We start from the raw sequence: 20,777 nt of genomic DNA, 5'->3' as shown, positions 1-20,777 counted from the left end.
TGTGTCGCGGGCTATGAACCCGCCAGGATTTGGTAGATACGGCTGTCGGTGCGGAAATGCAGCGACCCGCTCAGGCTGTTGGCGACGGCCAGGCAGGGTACGCCGCCCACCGTGAAGGCGGCCGCATCGGTGCCGCCCGAGGTGCCGAAGGCATGCACCGCCTCCAGCCCATCGCCGTGCCAGCGGTAGATGACCGATTGCAGCTCGGGGATGGGCGCCTCGCGCGAGCCGTGGATGAAGTTGACCTGCACCAGGTGGCCGCCCGCCCCTTCGCCGGCAGGCAGCCAGGTGAATTCGCGCCCGCCCGGGCCGCTCAGGCGCTGGTGGGCGGAGAACTGTGCGCCATCCCAGCGCAGCAGCCAGGTCTCGCCCAGCAGGTTGGCGAACACCAGCCAGTCGGTGCCCGACGCATGGAAGTGGCAGAAGGCGCGGCCGCTGGTGCCGTCGAGCACCTGCAGGGTCTCGAACGCCGTGCCGTTCCACACCAGCAGGCGCGAGGGCGCGACATGGTCGGCATAGGCCAGCAGCGTACGGCCCTGCACCTCGAACGCGAGCCAGTTGTAGCCCCAGGCGGACTCGACGGCCTGGAACGGCACGAAGGTTTCACCATTCCATTCGAAGATGCACGACTGCGCCGATGCGTCCACCGCCACCCCATGGCCGGCCGCGCCCTGGGCCAGTGCCAGGAACGAGCGGCCCTGCACACGGAAGAAATGCCATTGCTTGGCCGCCGTGCCCGCGATCCGCTGGAAGGGCGTGAAGCGCCCCTGCACGAATTCGTAGACCACCGAAGGCGGCGACATGTCGTAGGGCCCGCGGCCGCTGCGCAGGCTGGCCGTGGCCAGAAAGTGGCGGCCGTCCAGCGTGAAGAACTCGGCGTCCTCGCCGCCGGGCACGGGCAGGCGCTGGAACTCGGTGAAGGCGGCGCCGTCCCAGCGGTAGACGATGGTCTCGACATCGCTGTCGCCCGCACCCATGCCGGGCGCAGTGCCCGGGATGTCCACGGACAGTTGGGCGATGGCCAGGTACTGCACGCCATCGATGGCGAAGGGCTCGACGGCGCGTGCGGCGCTGGTGGGCAGGCGCTGGATTTCGCGCAGCGCCATGGTGGCAGACGGAGGGTGCATCGTCATGGCTGGAAATCGTACAGGCGTGCCGGGTTGTCGCAGAGGATGCGGTTGCGGCGGGACGCATCGGGCACCCACTCGCCCAGCAGGTTCAGCAGGGCGCCGGTGTCCATCTGGCCGTTGGGAATGTGCGGCCAGTCGCTGCCCCAGATGGTGCGCTCCGGCAGCGCTTCGGCAATGGCCTGGGCATAGGGCAGCAGGCGTGCGTAGTTGCCGTCCTTGGCGATGCGGTAAGGGCCCGAGAGTTTCATCCAGCCCCGGCCGCCGGCCACGGCGGCAATCAGGCGGTCGAAGTCGGTGCGCGTCAGGCCATCGCTTTCCAGCATGTAGCCCATGTGGTCGATCACGAAGTCCGAGGCGATGTCGGGCATCGCCGGGACCAGGTCGCGCACCACGGTGCCAGGCGTGTAGAACTGCAGGTGCCAGCCCCAGGGGCGGATGCGCTCGGCGCTGCGCTGGATGTAGTCGACGATGCGCGCAATGGGCCACTGCGCGCGCAGGAACAGGTCCAGCCGCAGCGCGCGCACACCGCGCCGGTGCATGGCATCGAGCGTGGCGTCGTCCACCCCATCCTCGACCATGGCCACGCCGCGCGCCCGCCCGCCCAGTTCATCCAGGGCGTCGAGCATGCAGGAGTTGTCGGTGCCGTAGAAGCTGGGCTGCACGATGGCAAAGCGATCCAGGCCCAGGCCGCGGGTCATGCGGTCGAGCAGCGGTGCTGGGCCGTCGGGCAGGGTGTAGTGCGGCTGGGCCACATGGGGGTAGCGGTCCACCGGGCCGAAGACATGCACATGGCTGTCGCAGGCGCCGGCCGGCATGGGGAAAGCGGGGCGCGACAGGGTGTCTGCGCTGCGCGTGGGGGTGGGAACAAGGATCTCGGAAGCCATGGGAGTTCAGGTCAGGGTTGCAAGGGCCTGCGCCACGCGGGCTTGCGCGGCAGCCAGGAGAAGGTCGGTATCGATGGCCGTCATGAGCAGCGGCGCCGCACCCAGGCGCACCAGCTCGGCGCTGTAGGCGGCGTCGCCGATGCCGCCAATGGCCAGGGGCTTGCCCGCCGCCTGGCAGGCGGCCAGCGCCGATTCATGCGCGGCACGCACCGTGGGGTGGCGGAAGTCGCCGGGCACGCCCAGCTCTGCGCTCAGGTCGTTGGTGCCAATGGCCACCAGGTCCACCCCGGGCACGGCCGCGATCTCGGCCAGGTTGCGGATGCCCAGCGGGCTTTCGACCAGCACCTTGACCAGCGTGGCCTGGTCGGCCACGCGGTACAGGGCCTCGGGCGCCATGCGGCGGTACTGCACCAGGGGCAGCGTGCCGATGGCCGAGCGGTGGCCCTGCGGCGGAAAGCGGCAGGCGGCCACGATGTCGGCCGCCTGCGCGGCAGTCTCGACCCGGGGCGCGATGATCCCCAGGGCGCCCGCATCGAGCAGGCGCCCGATCACGCCGTACTCGCGCTCGGGCACACGCACCAGCGGCATGAGGCCGATGTCCAGCGCGCAGGCGCAGATCTGTCCGGCCACGTCGATGGCCATGGTGCTGTGCTCCAGGTCCACCCAGATGACCTCATGGCCGCTGGCCTTGGCCAGGCGGGCGATCTCGGGCGTGCGGGCACCGCGCACACCCAAGGCGGCCACCGGCTGGCCCCGCGTGAGCCGGTCGATCAGCCAGGGGGCCCCGGAGGCGGGCGACAAAGAGGATGGGAGTGGGTCGGACATGGATGCGTGGCTTCGGTGGGTCAGTTGATGGCGATCTTCTTGGCCTTGATCAGGCGCTCCATGGACTGCGACTCGCGCACCAGGTTGGCCTGCATCTGGGCGGGTGTGATGCTGAGTACCTCGTTGCCCGTCTCCTGCAGGGCGCTGGCGACCTGCGGATCCTTGGACGCGGCTTCAAGCGCCTTGCGCATGCGCTCCAGCACCGGCGCCGGTGTGCCGGCGGGCGCCCAGACGGCGATGGTGGTGAACAGCTCCAGGCCGGGGTACAGCTCGGACAAGGTGGGCACATCGGGCAGCGTGGGGCTGCGCTTGTCACCGGTATAGGCCAGGGCACGCAACTTGCCCGAGCGGATATTGGGCAGCGCCGAGGAGGCCGGCTCCCAGCCCACATCGAGCTGTCCCCCCATCAGGTCGGGCATGGCGCTTTGCTTGTAGGCGATCTGCACCATGTCGATGCCCGCTGCGTCCTGCAGCAGCTCCATGCCCAGGTTGGCCGTGCTCGCGGGCCCGTAGGTGGCGTAGTTGATGCTGCCGGGCTTGGCCTTGGCGATGGACACCAGGTCCTTGAGCGACTTGCCGGCAAACGACTGGCTGGCCACGATGAAGGAGCCGCCGCGAAACAGCGCCGCCACGGGAACCAGGTCCTTTTCGGGGTGGTAGGGCAGCTTGGCCATCAGGTGCGGCACCGTGGTGATGGGCAGGCTGGTGGAGAACAGGAAGACCTGGCCATTGGCCGGGGACTTGGCCACCGCATCGGTGGCCAGCGTGCTCGATGCCCCGGGCCGGTTCTCGACCACCACGGGGGCCGAGAGCAGCTTGGACAGGCGGTCGGCATAGAGCCGGGCAAAGGCGTCGGCGCCCACGCCCACCGGTGTGGGCGTGACCAGGCGCACCGGCCCGTTGGGCCAGCCCGGGGTGGACTGGGCGTGGGCCGTGCAGGCCAGGACGGTAACGGCGAGGGCGCCCAGGAGGAGGTTGAGCTTGTGCATGGTTTGAAACTCCGATACCACAGTCAGAAGTTGTGCGAGATGCCGAACTGCAGGCCCGAGGCATTCATGCCCGGTGCGCCGTCAGGGGACTCGCCGGTCGCAAACGCGGCATTGCCCCGGTTGGTGATGCGCGAGTACGCCCCATACAGCGCCGTGCGCTTGCTCAGCGCATGCACATAGCCCACGGCGATCTGGCGCGCACTATCACCAGACAACGCGGTGCCGCGCGCCTTGGCCTCGGCCACCGACAGGCGCACCGTGCCGACCTCGCCCACCGGCACGGTGGCACCCAGCAGCCAGTTGGAATGCTTGCTGCCTGTGGCGCGCTGGTCCAGCCAGTAGCCCATGAGTTTGGCCACGCCGAAGTTGTACGCGCCGCCGATGTTGGCCACCTTGCTGGTCTGCCCCTTGGCCGGAGTCTCGCCGTAGGCGACCGCCACGTCCACCGGGCCGGCGGCGTAGCCCAACCGGGCACCGGTATAGCGCGCGCCATCGGCCCCTTCGGCCGCCGCCACCATGGCCTGGCCATAGACGCCGCCCAGGTTGCGCGGCAGCAGGTAGCCCAGCGAGTTGGCCGAGCGCACAAAGGTGCGGGCCCCGCCGGTCCCGAAAGGCCAGCCTTCGATGAGGTTGGCCGAGCCGCCGACGCCCACCGTGCCGAACGGCGCGAACTGTGAGACGTTCCAGAATGTGGGCGCATAGTCGCGCCCCAGGCGCACCTCGCCCCAGGAGGCGCTGGACAGGCTCACGGTGGAGCGGCGGTGGAAGAGGGCCGAGCCCTCGAGTGCGCCGGAGTCGGGCAGCAACTGGGCTTCGAGCCAGAAGCTCGCGGCCAGGCCGCCCCCCAGGTCCTCGGTGCCCCGAAAGCCCAGCCGGCTGGGCACCAGATTGCCACCCGAGGACATGGTGGTGGCCGAGGCGCCACCGGCCTTGGCATGGGTGATGTTGAGGTCGAGCGTGCCGAAGATGGCCACGCCGCTTTGTGCATGGGCTGACGTGCCGAGCGCAGCGGCCGCGATGCCGGCAGCCAGCGCCCAGGCGGCGCGCGAAGCGGGGGTGGGGAACGCGCGGGCAGGCCGGGCAGATGGCTGGTGGGGGTTCAAGCTTGTCTCCTGTTGGTATGGATCGCACCGTTTCGGGCGGCGACAGGACGGATGCTAGGGACCCTCATCGATATCTGGAAATACTGTTTTTGGATCAAAATCAGTACCAAAAAAGTATAAATAACCCCTGACAACCCTGACCCATAGGAGCCCCTATATGGAAATGCGCCATCTGCGCTACTTCGTGGCCGTGGCCGAAGAGCTCAACTTCACCCGCGCGGCCCTTCGGCTGCACATCGCCCAGCCGCCGCTGAGCACGCAGATCCGCGCGCTGGAAGAGGAGATCGGCGCCGAGCTCTTCGTGCGCGACACGCGGCGCGTGTTCCTGACCCAGGCAGGCAAGGAGTTTTTGGTGCGCGCCCGTGCCATCCTGGCGGCCGCCCAGGAGGCCACGGAGGCGGCGCGCAGTGCATCGGCCGGCATCTTCGGGCGCATCGCGCTCGGGGTCACGGCCTCGGCCATGTTCACCGAGCGCCTGCCGCGCGCGCTGCGCGGTTTTGGCCAGGGCCATGCGCACGTGGAGATCGACCTGCAGGAAATGGCCTCCGTGGCGCAACTGGGCGCGCTGTACGAGCGCGTGCTGGACGTGGGCATCCTGCGCAAGCCCGACATGCGGCCGCCCGAGGGCGTGCATCTGGAGCAGTGGTACCGGGCGCCGCTGGTGGCCGCGGTTCCCGAGGGGCATGCACTCGCCCGCCAGGAGGCGGTGCGCATGGCCGACCTCCAGCGCGAGGCACTGATCACCTACCCGCGCGATGCCGGCATCGGCCTGTACTGGCCGGTGATGCAGCTGTGCGCCCAGGCCGGCTTTCGCCCCCGGGTGGTGCGCGAGGCGCGCGAACCGGCTTTCATGATCGGCCTGGTCGCTGCTGGCCTGGGCATCGCCATCGTGCCGCAGGACACGCGCTGCATCGGCCTTGAAGGGGTGGTCTACAAACCGATCCTGGAACCGGACGCCGCGTCGACCCTGTACCTGGCCTACCGCACGGCAGAAACCGACCCGCACACCCTGGCCATGCTGGCCACGCTGCGCACCGTGGCCAGCGCACCATGAAAAACGCCCCGACAGCGCGGGCCGGCAGGGCGTTGGCAGGACAAGGCAGGAACGTTCAGCCCAGGGTCACGCGTGCGAACTTGCGCTTGCCGACCTGCACCACGTAAGTGCCCGCTTCGAGCTTGAGGCCCTTGTCGCTGACCACGCTGCCATCCACACGCACGCCGCCGCCATCGATCAGGCGGCCGGCTTCGCTGCTGGACGGGGCCAGATTGGCGCCCTTGAGCAGCGCGCCGATACCGAGTGGGGCGCCGGACAGGCTGACATCCGGGATCTCGTCAGGCACGCCGCCCTTGCTGCGGTTGTGGAAGTCCTGCTCTGCCGCCTCGGCCGCGGCCGCGCTGTGAAAGCGCGTGGTGATCTCCTTGGCCAGCATGACCTTGGCGTCCTTGGGGTTGCGCCCGCCCGCCACCTCGGCCTTGAGGGCGGCGATCTGCTCCAGCGACTGGAAGGACAGCAGCGTGAACCAGTCCCACATCAGCGTGTCCGAGATCGACAGCACCTTGGCGAACATGGTGTTGGGCTCTTCGGAGATGCCGATGTAGTTGTTCTTGGACTTGGACATCTTGTCCACGCCGTCCAGGCCCACCAGCAGCGGCATGGTGAGCACACACTGTGGCTCCTGGCCGTATTCCTGCTGCAGGTGGCGGCCCATGAGCAGGTTGAACTTCTGGTCCGTGCCACCGAGTTCCAGGTCGCTCTTCAAGGCCACGGAGTCGTAGCCCTGCATCAGCGGGTACAGGAACTCGTGCACCGCAATGGACTGGCCGGTGGTGAAGCGCTTGTGGAAGTCGTCGCGCTCCATCATGCGCGCCACCGTGTACCTGGCGGCCAGCTGGATCATGCCGCTGGCACCCAGGGGCTCGCTCCACTCGCTGTTGTAGCGGATCTCGGTGCGGGCCGGGTCCAGCACCAGGCTGGCCTGGCGGTAGTAGGTCTCGGCATTGGCCTTGATCTGTTCGGGCGTGAGCGGCGGGCGCGTGCTGTTGCGGCCCGAGGGGTCACCGATCAGGCTGGTGAAGTCCCCGATCAGGAAGATCACCTGGTGGCCCAGATCTTGCAATTGCCGCATCTTGTTGAGCACCACGGTGTGGCCGATGTGGATGTCTGGGGCCGTGGGGTCCAGGCCCAGCTTGATGCGCAAAGGCTTGCCCGTGGCCTCCGAGCGCGCCAGCTTCTTGACCCATTCGTCCTGGGGAAGCAGCTCCTGCACGCCGCGCAGCGAGATTTCAAGCGCCCGTCCTACACCATCGGAAACCGGGTTCGTTGTAACAGCAGATTGATTCATAAGGGTTTTTTGGGATGTCTATACAGCGCGCACCGCTATACTCCAGCCCACATTGCAGAGGCGGATTCTAATGGGCCCGCTGTTTCGACCCGCCCTGGGCTCTGTCGAATCGCTGCAAACAGACAGTCTGTGCGCCTTGCCTTGCCCCGTATTCACACCGGGGAAGTGCCAGGAGACCACTCTCACACTGGGGATAGACCTTTGATTCACGGCTTGACCACCGCCAGCGCGGCTTTGCTAGACCGACTGTCCCAGAGCATCCAACAACACCCGAAACGCATCACCGCCGCCATCGCAGCACTGCTGCTCACGGGCGGCGGCGGCGCGTTTGCCGTGGCCTCGTTCGCCCCCGATCCAGCCGACATGCCGGTGCGCATGGTGAATTACCCGGTGGAATCGCTGGCCGAGAACCTGGTGCTGGGCCAGCTCGATGCGCCCGGCTTCTCGCTGTTCCGCTCCGAGCAGGTGCGCAGCAGCGACACCCCCGAATCGCTGCTGCAGCGCATGGGCGTGGCCGATCCGGCCGCCGCTGCCTTCCTGCGTGGTGACAATACTGTCCGACAGAACATGCTGGGCCGCACCGGCCGCTTCGTGTCGGCCGAGACCACCGACGACCACCGCCTGGTGCGCCTGACCGCGCGCTGGGTGCCTGACGACAGCGGCAACTTCCGCCGCCTGATCGTGGAGCGCACCGGCGAGAAGTTCGGCTCGCGCGTCGAGACCGCCAAACTGACGACCAGCAGCCGCCTGGCCGGCGGCGTGATCAACAGCTCGCTGTTCGCCGCGACCGATGCCTCCAATATCCCCGATGCCGTGGCCGTGCAGATGGCCGAGCTGTTCTCGGGCAATATCGACTTCCGCCGCTCGCTGCGCAAGGGTGACCGCTTCTCGGTGGTCTACGAAACCCTCGAAGCCGATGGCGAGCCGCTGAGCAGCGGCCGCGTGCTGAGCGCCGAGTTCGTCAACAACAACAAGACCCACCAGGCGATCTGGTTCCAGGAAGCCAACGCTTCCAAGGGCGCCTACTACACGCTGGACGGCGAAAGCATGCGCCGCGCCTACCTGACCTCCCCCGTGGAGTTCTCGCGCGTAACCAGCGGCTTCAAGATGCGCATGCACCCCATCCTGAAGACCTGGCGCGCCCACCTGGGCACCGATTTCGCCGCCCCCACGGGCACGCCCGTGCGCACCGTGGGCGACGGCGTGGTGGAGTTCTCCGGCGTGCAGAACGGCTTTGGCAACGTGGTCTTCGTCAAGCACCGCAACCAGCACGTCACCGTGTACGCCCACCTGAGCCGCATCGATGTGCGCCAGGGCCAGTCGGTGGAACAGGGCCAGACCCTGGGCGCCGTGGGTTCCACGGGCTGGGCCACCGGCCCGCACCTGCACTTCGAATTCCGCGTAAACGGCCAGCACCAGGATCCACAGACCATCGTGGCTGCGAGCGAAGCCGCGGCACCGGTGTCGAAGGCCGCTCGCCCAGCCTTCGACCGCCTGGCCTCCGCGATGCGCATCCAGCTCTCGGCTGCGGTCTCCATCGAGCAAGCCAGCGCTGAATAAGCATCCCTCGGCCATGTCCGAGCTGTACATCGGCCTGATGTCCGGCACCTCCCTCGACGGGATCGATGGGGTGCTGGCGGATTTCGCGGATGACCGCATGGTGGTGACCCACCATGCCAGCACGCCTTTCGCGCCCGGACTGCGCGCAGAACTTCTGGCCCTCAACACCCCTGGCAGCGATGAGCTGCACCGCGCCGCCCTGGCGGGCAATGCCCTGGCCCGCGCCTATGCCGGGGTAGTGCAGACCCTGCTGGAACGCAGCGGGCTGGCACCCCAGGCCATTCGCGCCATCGGCGCCCACGGCCAGACCGTGCGCCACCGCCCGCAGGAGTTCGATGGCACGGGCTACACCCTGCAACTGAACAGCCCCGCCCTGCTGGCCGAGCGCACGGGCATCGCCGTGGTGGCGGATTTCCGCAGCCGCGACCTGGCGGCCGGCGGCCAGGGTGCGCCGCTGGTGCCGGCCTTCCACCGCGGCGTGTTCGGCCGCGAGGGCGAAACCATGCTGGTGCTTAACATCGGCGGCATCTCCAACCTCAGCGTGCTCGGCGCCGACGGCCAGGTGCTGGGCTTCGACTGCGGTCCCGGCAATGCCCTGATGGATCACTGGTGCCAGGGGCACACCGGCCAGGCGTTCGACGCCAGCGGTGCCTGGGCCGCCAGCGGCCAGGTGCTGCCCGAACTGCTGGCCCTGCTGCGCGAGGAGCCCTTTCTGCACAAGCCACCGCCCAAGAGCACGGGGCGCGACCTGTTCAACCCCGCCTGGCTCGCCAGCCGCCTGGAATCCTTCCTGGGCGCAGCGCCTCAGGACGTGCAGGCCACGCTCACGGAGTTCACGGCGCTGGCCTGCGCCGACGATGCCAGCCGCCATGCTGCGGGCGCCAAGACCCTGGCGGTCTGCGGCGGTGGTGCGCTCAATGCCCACCTCATGGCCCGGCTGCAGGCCGCCTGCCCTGCCCTGCAGGTACTCGCCACCGACGCCCTGGGCCTGCCCGCCCTGCAGGTCGAGGCGGCCGCCTTTGCCTGGCTGGCGCGCCAGGCCATCAGCAGCCAGCCGGGCAACCTGGCCAGCGTGACGGGCGCTGCCGGCGGGCGCATCCTGGGCGCCCTCTACCCGGCATAAGAGCCTGTTTACGATCTTTTCGGGACCCTGAAAAGATCGTAAACAGGCTCTCAGCTCAGCCGTGGTCTGCGGCGTCGGCCGTGGTCGCTGCCTTGCTGCTGGCCCGGTCCTCGGGCGACAGCTGCCAGAAGATGCCGGCCGACGCCACCGTCATCAGTCCCATGCAGGCAAAGGTGGCCTGGAAGGCCGACAGCGTGTGCGCCGCGCCCGGTGGCTGGAAGAAGGCAGTGAAGGCCGCCAGCACGGCGCCCGCAGCCGCCACGCCCATGCCCATGGCCACCATCTGCACCATGGACAGCAGGCTGTTGCCGCTGCTGGCCGTGGCATGGTCCAGGTCCTTGAGGGTCACCGTGTTCATGGCCGTGAACTGCAGGGAGTTCACCGCACCGAAGACCGCCAGCTGCAGCACGCGTGCCCACAGCGGCTGGGACGGATCGGCAAGGCCAAAGCTGGCCATGGTCAGGCCGACCAGCAGGGTATTGCCCACCAGCACCTGGCGGTAGCCGAAGCGGGTGATCAGCGGCGTGGTGAAGCGCTTCATCGACATGCCGGCAATCGCCACGGGCAGCATCATCATGCCCGCCTGCATCGGCGAGTAGCCCATGGTGACCTGCAGCAGCAGCGGGATCAGGAAGGGCATGCAGGAGCTGCCCAGCCGCGAGAACAGGTTGCCCAGCAGGCCGATGCGCAGTGTGTCGACCGAAAACAGGCGCGGAGAGAACAGCGGATCGGCGCGGCGCGCGGCGTGCAGCCAGTAGGCCACCAGGCTGGCCAGGCCGAAGACCATCAGCACCAGCACGCTGGCCTGGCGCAGGCCCATGCTGGCCAGGCCATCGAGCGCCAGCGACAACGACACCATGCCGAAGGCCAGCATCAGGTAGCCGGCCAGGTCGAAACGGGGCACGAAGGTCACGGGCTCCCCGGGCATGAAGCGCAGCGTGGCGATGCAGCCCACCAGCCCCACGGGCACGTTGATCAGGAAGATCCAGTGCCAGGAGGCGGCCTCCACCAGCCAGCCGCCCAGCGTGGGGCCGATCAACGGGCCGATGAGGCCGGGGATGGCGACGAAGCTCATGGCCTGCAGGAACTGCTCGCGCGGAAAGGTGCGCAGCACCACCAGCCGCCCCACCGGCAGCAGCAGCGCACCGCCCAGCCCCTGCACCACGCGGGCTGCCACGAGCTGGGGCAGGTTCTGGGCCATGGCGCAGCACACCGAGCCCAGCACGAACAGCACGATGGCCGAGAAGAAGACACGGCGCGAGCCGAAGCGGTCGGCGAGCCAGCCCGAGGCCGGGATCAGCATGGCCATGGCCAGTGAATAGGCCACCACCACCGACTGCATCTGCAGCGGGCTCTCACCCAGGCTGCGCGCCATGGCCGGCAGCGCGGTGTTGACGATGGTGGCGTCCAGCGTCTGCATGAAGAAGCCGATGGCCACCAGCCAGAGAAGGACCTTGCGGGATTGTTCTTGCTGCATGCGCTGCCAGGCTACTGGGAAATCGAGAGCCCCAAATGAAAAGCCGCCCGAAGGCGGCTTGCTGTTTCAACCGGGGCCGTGCGCACGACCCGGCTTCCTCAGGCCGAGAAGCTGGAGCCGCAGCCGCAGGTGGTCGTGGCGTTGGGGTTCTTGATCACGAACTGGGCACCCTGCAGGTCTTCCTTGTAGTCGATCTCGGCACCCACCAGGTACTGGTAGCTCATGGCGTCGATCAGCAGCGACACACCATTCTTGGTCATGGTGGTGTCGTCGTCGTTCGTGATTTCATCGAACGTGAAGCCATACTGGAAGCCCGAGCAGCCGCCACCCTGCACGAACACGCGCAGCTTGAGGTCGGGATTGCCTTCTTCCGCGATCAGGTCCGCCACCTTCGCCGCAGCACTGTCGGTGAACAGGATGGGGGCGGGCATTTCGGTCTGGATGTTCTCGGCAACTGCGCTCATGGGGGGCTCCGTTATCAGGTTTGGGCCAATACTACTGCAAAGCAGTCGGGGATTCAGGGGCTGCCGGCTTTGACGACAACTGCAGTGGGGGCTTTTCGTCGGCCACCACCGCCAGCGGGCACATCTGGCCCGTGATCATGGCGCCCTGGTGCATTTCCAGCGCCTTGTAGTGCACGTTGCCCGTGATGCGCGCCTTGGGCTGCAGCTCCAGCAGCTCGGCCGCATGCACCGGGCCGGTCACCGAGCCGTTGACGATCACGTGGTCGGCATGCACCGCCCCTTCGACACGCGCTGATTCGGAGATCACCAGGATGCTGGGCTGCTCGGTGCCCGAGCGGATGTCGCCCACCACCTCGCCATCGATGCGCATCCCCTCGCCAAACAGCACGTTGCCGTCGATGCGGGTGCCATGGGCCACCAGGCTCTTGATCGGGGGCTGCTTCTTTCGGGAAAACATGGGCAAAACTCCTGGGTCAGGGATGGCGGCCCGCAGGCGCCCGGGGCGTCGGCAGGCGGTCGGTCCATCCGCAGCAAAAATGAAAGGCAGAACCCTGGCTTTCTGCCCGCTCCGCACACAAGGTGGCGGGCGACGGCAGGTGGCGGCTATTCCGCCGCCAGGGCCATGGTCTGGGAGGTGCGCAGGGTGCTGCCGTCCAGCACCCGCGCGGTCACGGTTTTTACCACGGCATCGGGTGGCAGGGACAACATCCCCTCCAGGCGCCGGTACTGGCGCAGTTGCAGGGCTGCGCCCTGAGGAAAGGTCTGCGTCCAGGGCTTGCCGTCCTGCGTTCCCGCCAGCACCAGTTCCAGCTTGCCATTGAACTCCGGCGCGTTGCGCGCGGCCTGGATCACCAGCACCTGCCAGCGCAACTGCATCCCGCCCACGGTTTCGGCGTGCAGGCCGCGAATGGCAACGCCCTCCGTGGAGCCTGCCGGGATGAGGCGCTCGAAGAACCCGAGGTCCTCGCGCAGCGTGCGGTTCTCGGCCTCGAGCTGCCGTACCTGGGCCATCAGGGTCTGCAGGGTGGCCCGGTCGGCGGTGAGGATGCTCTCGGCCGTTTGCGAGACGGCATGCTGGCGCTGCGTCTCCTCCACCAGCCGCGCCACCTCGCCGCGCAGCCGCACCAGCTCCTCGCGGGCGCCGGAATCGAGCCCGGCGATGGACTTGCCGAACTCGAAGGCCCATAGCGCCACGGCGGCGCACAAGCCGAAAACCACCGCCAGCAGCAGCCAACGCACAGGCCAGGGCATGGCGCTGCGGATGGCCACACGGGGGGCACTGATGGTCAGCCGGCGGCGAAGAAGGCGCAAACGCATGGGAGGCGGAAACGGGTGCTCGAAAACAAAGAGCGCACCTTAAACGAAAAAACCGCCCGAAGGCGGTTTTTTTGCAGGGCAGTCCAGGCTTAACGCTTGGAGAACTGCTTGGCGCGGCGTGCGGAGTGCAGACCGACCTTCTTACGTTCCACTTCGCGGGCATCGCGCGTCACGAAGCCGGCTTGGCTCAGTGCGGGCTTGAGCGTCGCGTCGTAGTCGATCAGGGCGCGGGTGATGCCATGGCGGGCAGCGCCAGCCTGGCCGGATTCACCACCACCGTGCACATTGATCTGGATGTCGAAGGTTTCGACATGGTTCGTCAGTGCCAGGGGCTGCTTGGCGATCATGATCGAGGTTTCGCGGCCGAAGTAGGACTGGATGTCCTTGCCGTTCACCGTGATCTTGCCAGTGCCTTTTTTCAGAAACACGCGGGCGACGCTGGACTTGCGACGGCCGGTGCCATTGTTCCATTCACCAATCATCTCAAGGCTCCTTAGATTTCCAGAGCCTTGGGCTGCTGGGCGGTGTGGGGATGCTCTGCACCGCCATACACCTTGAGTTTCTTGATCATTGCGTAGCCCAGGGGACCCTTGGGCAGCATGCCCTTGACGGCCTTCTCCAGCGCGCGGCCGGGGTGCTTGGCTTGCATGTCGCGGAAGTTCGTGGCCGTGATACCGCCGGGGTAACCCGAATGGCGGTAGTACACCTTGTCCAGGGACTTGGTGCCGGTGACCTTGAGCTGGGCGGCATTGATGATGACGATGAAGTCACCGGTGTCGACGTGAGGCGTGTAAATGGCCTTGTGTTTGCCGCGCAAACGGAGAGCAACTTCGCTGGCTACTCGTCCGAGGACCTTGTTGGTCGCGTCAATCACAAACCACTCGTGCACGACCTCAGCGGGCTTGGCGCTGAAAGTAGTAGTCATGAGTTTTCTCTTTGAAGAGGGTTTGGCGGGTCCTTTTCCACGGTCGGTGCTTCTCTGAAGGAAGCCTCTTAGGTGGCATGAAATTCCTCGCCGCGGGACCACAAAGCGCTGCGAAGCCCTCGATTATACGAATTACCAGGCCTGCGGCGCAAGCCATGCCTTGCGAAAGCCACGCAAGGCCCCCGGCTCCACGCCGGAAACGCTCAGGGCGACTGGCGGCGGCGCGCCTCTTCGGCGTCGTAGCGGCGCTTGTTCTCCACGCAAATGGCGGATCCAGCCTGGGACGGCTTCTGGCATTCGTTGTGGATGCACATGGGACGGGCCAGGAAGCTGGCGTCGGCACAGGTCTCCTGCGGCGACGGCACGCGCACCGGCGCGGGACGGGGGCGCTCCACCGGTGGCGGTGGCGGTGGCGCCGGTGGCGGCTCCTCATGGACCACGACGGGCGCAGGCGCAGACTCGGAGGCCACGGCGCGTTTCGGCTTGGGCACGGGCTTGGCCGCCGCGGCCGCCGAGGCAGCCTCGGCCACCGTCGGCGTGGCCCCCAGAGGCGCGCTGGCCACGGTGGTTGCGGGCTCCGATGCGGGCACCAGAACCGCCACCGCCTCGGACGCAGCGGGCGCCGGCTCGGCCATCTCGGTGATGATGTCGTCCACGGGGGCTGCTTTCGGACCACGGCCTTGCGACCACCAGACCCCGGCAGCCGCCACGGCCAACCCGGCCGCACCCAGCACCAGCCACACCGGCATGCGACTCGAACGCCGGTCGGCGCGCGCCGCCAGGGCTGCGCTGGCACGCTCGGACTCCGTGAGGGCCGCGCGCACCCGGCCCGCAGCGCCGCTGGACTCGCCACGGCCGTGGCGCGCAGCCTTGCGGTCCGCGCCGGGCACGGGCACCTCGAGGACCTGCGTGTCCACGGGGTCCATGAAGACGGTGTCGGCCGCGCCCCGCTGCACGGTATCGGGGTATTCCTCGGCCTGGGCCTCCTCGGCTTTCGCCTCCAGCGCCTTGTTCACCTGGGCCTCGATCTGGGCCACGATGGCGGGGGCCGCCGTCACGTCCACCGTCGGGGTCAGCAGGCCGGGACCGGGTTGGTCGGCAGGCTCCACCCAGATATCGCCCAGGTCGGCGCGGAAGTCGAAATGCTCCACTCCCTCGGGAGGGCTGGTCATCTCCATCAGTTGCAGGAAGGCGTCGATGCTCTGGGGCCGGTCCTCCGGCCTGAGCGACAGCGCCTGCGAGACCGCGGCCACGAAGGCCGGCGAATACTCGACCCCCAGTTGCTTCTTGACGGTCTTGGCCACCCGCGAGAACGGCACCATGCGGTCCTTGATGGAGCGCAGGGTAGCCGGCAGGGGCGTGTCGTTGCACAGGCAGCCGTGCACCACGGCCGCCAGCGAGTACAGGTCGCTCCAGGGCCCCTGGCGCAGGTCGTCGTCACCTTCGGAATACTGCTCGATGGGTGCGTAGTTCACCTTGAGCACGGCGGTGTGCTTGTGGTCCTTGTCGTTGATCGCATGGCGCGCCGCGCCCAGGTCCAGCAGCACCGGTGGCCCGCTGTCCTGCAGGAAGATGTTGTCCGGCGAGATGTCACGGTGCAGGGTCTTGCCGTCGTGCAGCACGCGCAGAGCCCCCAGCACCGACCACAGCAGCTTGCGCAGCCACTCTTCGGTGGGCGGCGTGCGCATCTGGGCGCGCGCCTGCTTGAAGGTCATGCCCGAATACAGAGGCATGACCATATAGGCGGTGTTGTTGGCCTCCCAGAAGCGGAACACCTTGACCAGCGAGGGGTGGTCGAACTGGGCCAGCAGGCGGGCCTCGCCCACAAAGGATTCGAGGCCGGCGTGGAAGGTCTGCTGGTCCGACGAGGAGCGCACCCACAGCGACTGGCCCTGGGCCCGCCCGGCCAGCGCCGAAGGCATGTACTCCTTGATCGCCACCGCCCGGTGCAGCGAATGGTCGAAGGCCTTGTAGACCATGCCGAAACCGCCCACACCCAGCAAGGCCAGGATTTCGAACTCGGCCAGCCGCGTTCCAGGCGGCAGCGCATCGACATGGCTGACGGCGCTGGCAGGAGCAGGAACAGAGGTTTCGGTCATTGTGCGAAAAGGCTGGGCGGACAGGCCGCCGGGACGGGGGGCAGGAAACTGCTGCGAGGGGCCGTCCCGCGGCACCTGCAATCATGATGCATGACAGCCGGTGGCATTGAAACAAAAAGCCACATATCTGCCAAAAACGTCACACAGGAACCTCCCAGCACGCAATTCTGCCCTGTACTGCATTGTCCATGCCACCTGTGGCGCCTGAAAGACCCAATTGACGGGAGTGGGGCCATCTGATCGGGCGGCAAGCGCCGAAATATCGGTCCAGGCGCTGACAATCGTTACCATTGGGGCATGTTCAGTTACCGCCACGCCTTCCATGCAGGCAACCACGCCGACGTGCTCAAGCACACGGTGCTGATTGCCACCTTGCAGCACCTTACCGAGAAAGACGCGGCCCTGACCGTGCTGGACACCCATGCAGGCGCAGGCCTGTACCGGCTGGACGGCGACTATGCCAATACCAGCGCCGAGTCCGCCGACGGCATTGCCCGGCTGGTCGCACCCGGGGCACCCGCGCTCAAACCCGCCTTGCAGGCCTATGTGGACATGGTGCGCGCCTTCAACCAGGGTGCGGCCACGCGCGTCTACCCGGGCTCGCCCTTCATCATCCAGCGCCTGCTGCGCGACCATGACAAGCTCAAGCTGTTCGAGCTGCACCCCACCGACCTGCGCGCACTCGCCGGCAACGTGGCCCAGCTCGAAGCCGGGCGACAGGTGGCGGTGCTGCACGAGGACGGGTTCGAGGGCATCAAGAAATTCCTGCCTCCGCCGGCCCGGCGCGCGCTGGTGCTGTGCGACCCCAGCTACGAGATGAAAAATGACTACGGCAAGGTGCTCGACATGGCGGCGGATTCGCTCAAGCGCTTTGCCACCGGCACCTATGCCTTCTGGTACCCGATCATCCCGCGCCCCGAAGCCCATGACCTGCCGCGCCGCCTGAAGACCCTGGCCACCAAGGCGGGGAAAAGCTGGCTGCATGCCACGCTGACCGTCAAATCCAGCAAGATGACCGAAACCGCGAGCGGCGACACCAAGCGCCCCGGCCTGCCGGCCAGCGGCATGTTCCTGATCAACCCACCTTTCACGCTCAAGGCGGCGCTCAAAGACGCCCTGCCGCAGATGGCAGAGCTGCTGGCGCAGGACCGGAACGCGACGCACACCCTGGAGTCCGGCGGATAGACAGGACGACCACCGCGGCTCGCCACGGCAGCGCTCGCAACGCTCAGGGGGAACGCAGCAGGCGCGGCGCAACCGCACGGGTGCGGCGAGCGTTGGCCGCTGGGGCCTGCGTTTCGCGGGCCGCAGGCAGGGCAAAGCGCTGCGGAAGGTTATCGAGGGGAGCGGGTGGGCAGGTGACGGCATCGCCACCCACAGGGAACACATCCACGGGCTTGAGCCCCCCTTGCACTCCCAGGGCCAAGGCCGCACCACGGCTCAGGTCGACGATGCGGTTGGCCACGTGCGGGCCCCGGTCGTTGACCCGCACCACCACGCCCTTGCCCGTTTCCCGGTCCCGCACGCAGATGCGGGTGCCAAAGGCCAGCGTGCGGTGCGCCGCCGTCATGGCATTCATGTCGAACAACTCGCCGCTGGCTGTGCGCCGCCGGTGGAAGCGCTGGCCATACCAGGAGGCCAGGCCCGTTTCCAGGGGGCCCTCGTCCGCACCGAGGGCGTCGTCGTCCTCATCTTCATCCATGTCCGCCCCATCCGCCGACAGGCTGGGGCGGGACAATCCCTGCACCCCCACGGCCCCGGGGCGCAATGGCAGGGTCTCGGCGGGGTCCGGCAGCACCCTGAGGTCGCTGCCCGTGGCGCCATCCAGGCGCAAACCCGCTTCCTCACCCCATGCCGCTGGCCACCACAGCAGGCAGCAGGCCACCAGCGCGCAGGCAATTGCTCGCGAAAGATCAGCGCTTGCAGCGCGCAAGAAACGCCTCTTCAAAGCGCTTGAGGTCGGCCCGCTCCCCTTCGGTGAGGTCGGTACGGGCCTTCTTGTTGTTCAGGATGCGCTGCGATTCAGCGCATTGCTGGGCCTGGCGGGCGTCCATGTCACGGGCCGACTGATTCGCCAACTGGGCGGATCTTTCTTCATCGCGGCGCTGCCTGTCCCCCGCGCGCCGCTCCTGGTAGAAGCGGTCGGAGGCGTCCTGCTCTTCCTGGGCGCAGTCGCGGCGGTACTCACTGCGCATGCCCTGCACCACGTCCGGCGCGATCTTGCGCGAGTAGGCATTGCGGATGTTTTCGTCCAGCGAGCGGCAGCGCCCGCTCATGTAGCTGTAGTGGTCCGGCACATCGGGTGCCGTGCGCACCACGGTGGGACGGGAAGGCTGGCTGTAGGAATAGGATGGTTGGACAGGGACCGCTTCCACAGTTCGCGTGGTGCTTCCACTCGGGCACGGACGCGACAGGGAATAGTCATTCCCATTGGCATCGCGGCAGTGGTAGCGCGTCTGCGCCCCCACGCTCGATGCACCCAAGGCCCCCAGCAGGGCCAGCATCACGGCAAATACAACCTTCATGGCGCACCAGAAAAAATGAAACAAAGGGTGTGAATATTACCGTTGGACGCCGCTCACAACACCAGGCGGCGGCAAATTTCGAGGGTGGCGGCGCTTTGGTTCATGGTGTAGAAGTGCAATGCAGGCACGCCTGCACTGCGCAGCCGGTCGCACAGATCCGTCACCACGTCGAGGCCGAAGGCCTTGATGCTCGCCGTATCGTCCCCGAAAGCCTGCAGGCGCAGGCGGATCCAGCGCGGGATTTCGGCGCCGCAGGCATCCGAGAAGCGCAAGAGCTGGGTAGAGCTGGTGATCGGCATGATGCCCGGCACCACAGGGATGCTGGCGCCCAGGGCCTGCACGTCGTCCACGAAGCGGAAATAGGCATCCGCGTTGTAGAAGTACTGGGTGATGGCCGCGTCGGCGCCTGCCTGCACCTTGGCCAGGTAGGCCTTGAGGTCGGCTTCGGGTGAGCGGGCCTGGGGATGCACCTCGGGGTAGGCGGCCACTTCGATATGGAAGTCGCGCCCGGTCTCGGCCCGGATGAAGGCCACCAGGTCGCTGGCGTACTGGAACTCGCCGCCCGCGCCATAGCCGCTGGGCAGGTCACCACGCAAGGCCACCAGGCGCTTGACGCCCATGGCCTTGAGCTGGTCCAGCTGCTCGCGCACCGATGCGCGTGTGGCGCCGATGCAAGAGAAGTGCGAGGCCGCTGGCACGCTCTCGGCCAGGATCTCGCGCACGGTGCCGAAAGTGCCCTCCTGCGTGGAGCCGCCGGCACCGTAGGTGACGGAGCAGAACTCTGGGCTCAGCACATACAGCTGCTGGCGCTCGGCGCGCAGCTTGTCGGCGCCCGCAGGTGTCTTGGGCGGAAAGAATTCGAGGCTCACCGGAAAGCCAGTGGCCTGTGCCTTGGCTGCGTTCATGCGGCCCTCCCAGCAAAAACAAAGAATTCACGGTTGCCGTCGCCACCGCCAATGGGGCTTTCCAGCCAGGCCTGTACCGCGAGGCCCAGGCCGGCGCAGCAGTCGCGGATGCGCTGCTCGACCACCGCATACAGGGATTCGTCGCGCACGATGCCGCCCTTGCCGACCTGGCCGGGCTGCAGCTCGAACTGCGGCTTGACCAGCATCAGCAACTGCCCACCCGGCGCCAACAGTGGCACCAGCGCGGGCAGCACGAGGGTGAGCGAGATGAACGACAGGTCACCGGTGACCAGATCGAAGGTCGGCGTGATGTCCACCTGCTCCCGCCCCGCCCTTCGGCGGCGCACCGTGCGCACGATGCCTTCAGCCCGCGCGCGCGCCTTGGCGACGCGCTCGGCCTTGAAGGCCTCCACGTCCTGTTCCTTGGCATCGTCGCTGTCGTCGTACCCGTCGTCCACTTCACCGCCATTGCGCATCCAGGCATAGGGGGCCACGGGCTGGGTGTCGTTGTCGTCGATATCTGTTTCCACATGCTCGGACAGGGCCTCCTCGCAGGCTTCCTGCAGCGAATCGGCTGTCATGGCGCGGGCATTGAGCCCTTCCACGCCCACCACACGCGGGTCGTTGCGCAGCCGCTCATGCAACTGGCCTTGCCCCACGTCCACGCCGATCACCTGGGCAGCGCCCTGCTGCAGCAGGCAGTCGGTGAAGCCCCCGGTGCTCTGGCCCACGTCCAGGCAGCGCAGCCCCTTAACGGACAGCTTGGTGGCGGCGAGGGCGCCCTCAAGCTTGAGGCCGCCGCGCGAGAGGTACTTGGCCTCGGAGTCATCGAGCAGCCGCAGCTCGGCCACCGACGGAATGTCGTCACCGTTCTTGGCCACCTTCTGCCAGGGTGCGAGCGGCGACAGGCGCCACTCCACCCCGGCCGCGATCAGCCGCTGCGCCTGCGAGCGCGTGGCCGCATGGCCGAATTCCACCAAAAAAACATCTGCACGCATGCGTCACTCTCTCGCCGGGAGGCAATGGATTTCATGGCCCCAAGGGCACCAAGGTGTTCTGCGCCACCGGCGCCCTTCCCCCTGGGAAAGAGCGGCCGGGGGCGACCGCCG

The 20,777-nt window shown here is 67.6% G+C and carries 21 protein-coding genes; 4 read left to right on the top strand and 17 right to left on the bottom strand.

The window, feature by feature from the left end; translation table 11 throughout:
* Window positions 1-11: 11 nt before the first annotated feature.
* Genes PMI14_RS19180 through PMI14_RS19160 form a run of 5 tightly spaced genes read right to left on the bottom strand, consistent with a single transcriptional unit; the run spans window position 12 to window position 4,931 of the window.
* On the bottom strand, window positions 12-1,133 hold the full coding sequence (locus PMI14_RS19180) for an EPTP domain containing protein (protein ID WP_007856968.1): 1,122 nt from the start codon (window positions 1,131-1,133) through the stop codon (window positions 12-14).
* Window positions 1,130-2,014, bottom strand: a complete 885-nt coding sequence (locus tag PMI14_RS19175; RefSeq protein WP_007856967.1) for an amidohydrolase — start codon at window positions 2,012-2,014, stop codon at window positions 1,130-1,132. The genes PMI14_RS19180 and PMI14_RS19175 overlap by 4 nt, the downstream gene beginning before the upstream one ends.
* A 6-nt stretch (window positions 2,015-2,020) precedes the next feature.
* On the bottom strand, window positions 2,021-2,839 hold the full coding sequence (locus tag PMI14_RS19170) for an HpcH/HpaI aldolase/citrate lyase family protein (RefSeq protein WP_007856966.1): 819 nt from the start codon (window positions 2,837-2,839) through the stop codon (window positions 2,021-2,023).
* Between the two features lie 20 nt (window positions 2,840-2,859).
* Window positions 2,860-3,828, bottom strand: coding sequence for a tripartite tricarboxylate transporter substrate binding protein (locus tag PMI14_RS19165; RefSeq protein WP_007856965.1), 969 nt, complete (start codon window positions 3,826-3,828; stop codon window positions 2,860-2,862).
* Between the two features lie 23 nt (window positions 3,829-3,851).
* On the bottom strand, window positions 3,852-4,931 hold the full coding sequence (locus tag PMI14_RS19160; RefSeq protein WP_007856964.1) for a porin: 1,080 nt from the start codon (window positions 4,929-4,931) through the stop codon (window positions 3,852-3,854).
* A gap of 157 nt (window positions 4,932-5,088) precedes the next feature.
* Between PMI14_RS19160 and PMI14_RS19155 the strand changes: the two genes are divergently transcribed.
* Entirely contained in the window at window positions 5,089-5,985 is an 897-nt protein-coding gene (locus tag PMI14_RS19155; RefSeq protein WP_007856963.1) for a LysR substrate-binding domain-containing protein, read from the top strand.
* Window positions 5,986-6,040: 55 nt separating this feature from the next.
* Here PMI14_RS19155 and tyrS read toward each other — a convergent pair whose 3' ends face one another.
* Complete coding sequence (tyrS, locus tag PMI14_RS19150; RefSeq protein ID WP_007856962.1) at window positions 6,041-7,273, bottom strand: tyrosine--tRNA ligase; 1,233 nt, start codon at window positions 7,271-7,273, stop codon at window positions 6,041-6,043.
* 201 nt (window positions 7,274-7,474) lie between these two features.
* Between tyrS and PMI14_RS19145 the strand changes: the two genes are divergently transcribed.
* Complete coding sequence (locus PMI14_RS19145; RefSeq protein WP_007856961.1) at window positions 7,475-8,833, top strand: M23 family metallopeptidase; 1,359 nt, start codon at window positions 7,475-7,477, stop codon at window positions 8,831-8,833.
* 13 nt (window positions 8,834-8,846) lie between these two features.
* Window positions 8,847-9,956 (top strand): anhydro-N-acetylmuramic acid kinase, encoded by a 1,110-nt coding sequence (locus tag PMI14_RS19140; RefSeq protein WP_007856960.1) that lies wholly within the window; start codon window positions 8,847-8,849, stop codon window positions 9,954-9,956.
* A 55-nt stretch (window positions 9,957-10,011) separates the two neighbouring features.
* Here the strand turns inward: PMI14_RS19140 and mdtD are convergent, their stop codons facing one another.
* The 7 genes from mdtD to PMI14_RS19105 form a co-directional block, all read right to left on the bottom strand.
* A complete protein-coding gene (gene mdtD, locus PMI14_RS19135; protein WP_007856959.1) occupies window positions 10,012-11,433 on the bottom strand; it encodes a multidrug transporter subunit MdtD in 1,422 nt (473 codons plus the stop codon).
* Window positions 11,434-11,531: 98 nt separating this feature from the next.
* On the bottom strand, window positions 11,532-11,897 hold the full coding sequence (gene erpA / locus PMI14_RS19130) for an iron-sulfur cluster insertion protein ErpA (RefSeq protein ID WP_007856958.1): 366 nt from the start codon (window positions 11,895-11,897) through the stop codon (window positions 11,532-11,534).
* Between the two features lie 31 nt (window positions 11,898-11,928).
* Window positions 11,929-12,354, bottom strand: coding sequence for a polymer-forming cytoskeletal protein (locus PMI14_RS19125; protein WP_007856957.1), 426 nt, complete (start codon window positions 12,352-12,354; stop codon window positions 11,929-11,931).
* A gap of 146 nt (window positions 12,355-12,500) precedes the next feature.
* Window positions 12,501-13,214 (bottom strand): DUF6776 family protein, encoded by a 714-nt coding sequence (locus PMI14_RS19120; protein ID WP_007856956.1) that lies wholly within the window; start codon window positions 13,212-13,214, stop codon window positions 12,501-12,503.
* 89 nt (window positions 13,215-13,303) lie between these two features.
* Complete coding sequence (rpsI, locus tag PMI14_RS19115) at window positions 13,304-13,696, bottom strand: 30S ribosomal protein S9 (protein WP_007856955.1); 393 nt, start codon at window positions 13,694-13,696, stop codon at window positions 13,304-13,306.
* An 11-nt stretch (window positions 13,697-13,707) separates the two neighbouring features.
* The gene (gene rplM / locus PMI14_RS19110) at window positions 13,708-14,139 is read right to left on the bottom strand and encodes a 50S ribosomal protein L13 (protein ID WP_007856954.1); all 432 of its coding nucleotides are present in this window, start codon (window positions 14,137-14,139) and stop codon (window positions 13,708-13,710) included.
* Window positions 14,140-14,342: 203 nt separating this feature from the next.
* Window positions 14,343-16,238: a serine/threonine-protein kinase gene (locus tag PMI14_RS19105; RefSeq protein WP_007856953.1), complete on the bottom strand. Its 1,896-nt coding sequence runs from the start codon at window positions 16,236-16,238 to the stop codon at window positions 14,343-14,345.
* A 297-nt stretch (window positions 16,239-16,535) separates the two neighbouring features.
* On the opposite strand from PMI14_RS19105, the gene PMI14_RS19100 reads away from it, so the two are divergent.
* Complete coding sequence (locus PMI14_RS19100; RefSeq protein ID WP_007856952.1) at window positions 16,536-17,423, top strand: 23S rRNA (adenine(2030)-N(6))-methyltransferase RlmJ; 888 nt, start codon at window positions 16,536-16,538, stop codon at window positions 17,421-17,423.
* 43 nt (window positions 17,424-17,466) lie between these two features.
* Here PMI14_RS19100 and PMI14_RS33635 read toward each other — a convergent pair whose 3' ends face one another.
* From PMI14_RS33635 to PMI14_RS19080, 4 genes are all read right to left on the bottom strand, one after another.
* Window positions 17,467-17,940 (bottom strand): septal ring lytic transglycosylase RlpA family protein, encoded by a 474-nt coding sequence (locus PMI14_RS33635; RefSeq protein ID WP_081497356.1) that lies wholly within the window; start codon window positions 17,938-17,940, stop codon window positions 17,467-17,469.
* Window positions 17,941-18,151: 211 nt separating this feature from the next.
* Entirely contained in the window at window positions 18,152-18,763 is a 612-nt protein-coding gene (locus tag PMI14_RS19090) for a DUF4124 domain-containing protein (RefSeq protein ID WP_007856950.1), read from the bottom strand.
* Between the two features lie 53 nt (window positions 18,764-18,816).
* Window positions 18,817-19,668 (bottom strand): methylenetetrahydrofolate reductase [NAD(P)H], encoded by an 852-nt coding sequence (gene metF / locus PMI14_RS19085; protein WP_007856949.1) that lies wholly within the window; start codon window positions 19,666-19,668, stop codon window positions 18,817-18,819.
* Complete coding sequence (locus tag PMI14_RS19080) at window positions 19,665-20,666, bottom strand: TlyA family RNA methyltransferase (protein WP_007856948.1); 1,002 nt, start codon at window positions 20,664-20,666, stop codon at window positions 19,665-19,667. The genes metF and PMI14_RS19080 overlap by 4 nt, the downstream gene beginning before the upstream one ends.
* Between the last annotated feature and the right edge of the window lie 111 nt (window positions 20,667-20,777).

Source organism: Acidovorax sp. CF316 (genome assembly GCF_000276605.1).
In the GTDB taxonomy this organism is placed as follows: domain Bacteria; phylum Pseudomonadota; class Gammaproteobacteria; order Burkholderiales; family Burkholderiaceae_C; genus Acidovorax.
This window is presented reverse-complemented; position numbering and strand designations above follow the sequence as displayed.

Coding starts and splice junctions, on each gene's coding strand:
- metF (WP_007856949.1), bottom strand. CDS start 19,668: ATGAACGCAGCCAAGGCACAGGCCACTGGCTTTCCGGTGAGCCTCGAA.
- PMI14_RS19180 (WP_007856968.1), bottom strand. CDS start 1,133: ATGACGATGCACCCTCCGTCTGCCACCATGGCGCTGCGCGAAATCCAG.
- PMI14_RS19105 (WP_007856953.1), bottom strand. CDS start 16,238: ATGACCGAAACCTCTGTTCCTGCTCCTGCCAGCGCCGTCAGCCATGTC.
- rplM (WP_007856954.1), bottom strand. CDS start 14,139: ATGACTACTACTTTCAGCGCCAAGCCCGCTGAGGTCGTGCACGAGTGG.
- PMI14_RS19170 (WP_007856966.1), bottom strand. CDS start 2,839: ATGTCCGACCCACTCCCATCCTCTTTGTCGCCCGCCTCCGGGGCCCCC.
- PMI14_RS19175 (WP_007856967.1), bottom strand. CDS start 2,014: ATGGCTTCCGAGATCCTTGTTCCCACCCCCACGCGCAGCGCAGACACC.
- erpA (WP_007856958.1), bottom strand. CDS start 11,897: ATGAGCGCAGTTGCCGAGAACATCCAGACCGAAATGCCCGCCCCCATC.
- PMI14_RS19140 (WP_007856960.1), top strand. CDS start 8,847: ATGTCCGAGCTGTACATCGGCCTGATGTCCGGCACCTCCCTCGACGGG.
- PMI14_RS19120 (WP_007856956.1), bottom strand. CDS start 13,214: ATGCGTTTGCGCCTTCTTCGCCGCCGGCTGACCATCAGTGCCCCCCGT.
- rpsI (WP_007856955.1), bottom strand. CDS start 13,696: ATGATTGGTGAATGGAACAATGGCACCGGCCGTCGCAAGTCCAGCGTC.
- PMI14_RS19125 (WP_007856957.1), bottom strand. CDS start 12,354: ATGTTTTCCCGAAAGAAGCAGCCCCCGATCAAGAGCCTGGTGGCCCAT.
- PMI14_RS19155 (WP_007856963.1), top strand. CDS start 5,089: ATGGAAATGCGCCATCTGCGCTACTTCGTGGCCGTGGCCGAAGAGCTC.
- PMI14_RS33635 (WP_081497356.1), bottom strand. CDS start 17,940: ATGGATGAAGATGAGGACGACGACGCCCTCGGTGCGGACGAGGGCCCC.
- PMI14_RS19165 (WP_007856965.1), bottom strand. CDS start 3,828: ATGCACAAGCTCAACCTCCTCCTGGGCGCCCTCGCCGTTACCGTCCTG.
- tyrS (WP_007856962.1), bottom strand. CDS start 7,273: ATGAATCAATCTGCTGTTACAACGAACCCGGTTTCCGATGGTGTAGGA.
- PMI14_RS19080 (WP_007856948.1), bottom strand. CDS start 20,666: ATGCGTGCAGATGTTTTTTTGGTGGAATTCGGCCATGCGGCCACGCGC.
- PMI14_RS19100 (WP_007856952.1), top strand. CDS start 16,536: ATGTTCAGTTACCGCCACGCCTTCCATGCAGGCAACCACGCCGACGTG.
- PMI14_RS19090 (WP_007856950.1), bottom strand. CDS start 18,763: ATGAAGGTTGTATTTGCCGTGATGCTGGCCCTGCTGGGGGCCTTGGGT.
- mdtD (WP_007856959.1), bottom strand. CDS start 11,433: ATGCAGCAAGAACAATCCCGCAAGGTCCTTCTCTGGCTGGTGGCCATC.